3 protein-coding genes are annotated in these 1,255 nt (G+C 45.4%); all 3 read left to right on the forward strand.

Features of this window, described 5'->3' with window-relative positions; genetic code table 11:
• The first annotated feature begins 69 nt into the window (after positions 1–69).
• On the forward strand, positions 70–459 hold the full coding sequence (gene rpsF / locus TZ48_RS07850; RefSeq protein ID WP_112478788.1) for a 30S ribosomal protein S6: 390 nt from the start codon (positions 70–72) through the stop codon (positions 457–459).
• 76 nt (positions 460–535) lie between these two features.
• On the forward strand, positions 536–763 hold the full coding sequence (gene rpsR / locus TZ48_RS07855; protein WP_042503516.1) for a 30S ribosomal protein S18: 228 nt from the start codon (positions 536–538) through the stop codon (positions 761–763).
• Positions 764–793: 30 nt separating this feature from the next.
• The gene (gene rplI, locus TZ48_RS07860; protein WP_112478789.1) at positions 794–1,246 is read left to right on the forward strand and encodes a 50S ribosomal protein L9; all 453 of its coding nucleotides are present in this window, start codon (positions 794–796) and stop codon (positions 1,244–1,246) included.
• The last annotated feature ends 9 nt before the right edge of the window (positions 1,247–1,255 follow it).

The raw sequence follows: 1,255 nt of genomic DNA on the forward strand, positions 1-1,255 counted from the left end.
TTATTCGTTCCTTGCTTCCTCTGGATGACCGACCAAACGTGGAAGCTAATAATCCGTAAGGAGCAACCAATGCGTCATTACGAAATCGTATTCATGGTGCACCCTGATCAAAGCGAGCAAGTTGCTGGCATGATCGAGCGTTACACTGGTTCAATCACTGAAGCTAACGGTACTATCCACCGTCTAGAAGACTGGGGCCGCCGTCAAATGGCTTACCCAATCAACAAGCTTCACAAAGCACACTACGTTCTAATGAACGTTGAAGCGCCACAAGAAGCGATTGATGAGCTAGAAACTGCTTTCCGTTTTAACGATGCAGTTCTACGTAACATGATCATGCGTACTAAAAAAGCGATCACTGAGCCTTCTATCATGCTTAAGCAGAAAGAAGAGCGTTCTGAGCGTGCTCCACGTCGTGAAGAGCGTACAGAAGCTAAGCCAGAAGCATCTGCAGAGTAATCTTTACTCATTGAGTACTTGGTAGTGGTTCTCCACTGCCGACATTAAGACTTTAATTTAGATCAGGAGATAGCCCATGGCTCGTTTCTTCCGTCGTCGTAAATTCTGCCGTTTCACTGCAGAAGGCGTTCAAGAGATTGATTACAAAGACGTAACAACTCTAAAAAACTACATTACTGAATCTGGTAAAATCGTACCTAGCCGTATCACTGGCACAAGTGCTAAATACCAGCGTCAGCTAGCTCGCGCTATCAAGCGTTCACGCTACCTAGCACTACTTCCGTACACTGATAAGCATCAGTAATCGGCACCGTTTAGAAAAGAGGATTAAACAATGCAAGTTATTCTACTTGATAAAATCGGTAACCTAGGTGGTCTTGGCGATACAGTTAACGTTAAATCTGGTTACGCTCGTAACTTCCTTATCCCACAAGGTAAGGCTGTAATGGCAACTAAGTCTAACGTTGAAATGTTCGAAGCTCGTCGCGCTGAACTAGAAGCGAAAGTTGCTGAGCAACTGACTGCTGCTGAAGCTCGTGCTGAGAAAGTTAACGCTCTAGAAGCAGTTGTTATCGCTTCTAAAGCGGGTGACGAAGGCAAACTGTTCGGTTCTATCGGTACTCGTGACATCGCTGACGCAATCACTGCGGCAGGCGTTGAAGTTGCTAAAAGCGAAGTTCGTCTTCCAGAAGGCGCTCTACGTACAACTGGCGAGTTCGAAATCAGCGTTCAACTTCACTCTGAAGTATTTGCTAAAATCGCACTACAAGTTGTTGCTGCTGAGTAATCTCAGTTG

It is taken from the genome of Vibrio variabilis (assembly GCF_003263785.1).
Lineage (GTDB): Bacteria > Pseudomonadota > Gammaproteobacteria > Enterobacterales > Vibrionaceae > Vibrio > Vibrio variabilis.

What these genes read in the sequence shown, in the direction of transcription:
- rpsF (WP_112478788.1), top strand. Translation starts at nt 70, where the DNA reads ATGCGTCATTACGAAATCGTATTCATGGTGCACCCTGATCAAAGCGAG.
- rpsR (WP_042503516.1), top strand. Translation starts at nt 536, where the DNA reads ATGGCTCGTTTCTTCCGTCGTCGTAAATTCTGCCGTTTCACTGCAGAA.
- rplI (WP_112478789.1), top strand. Translation starts at nt 794, where the DNA reads ATGCAAGTTATTCTACTTGATAAAATCGGTAACCTAGGTGGTCTTGGC.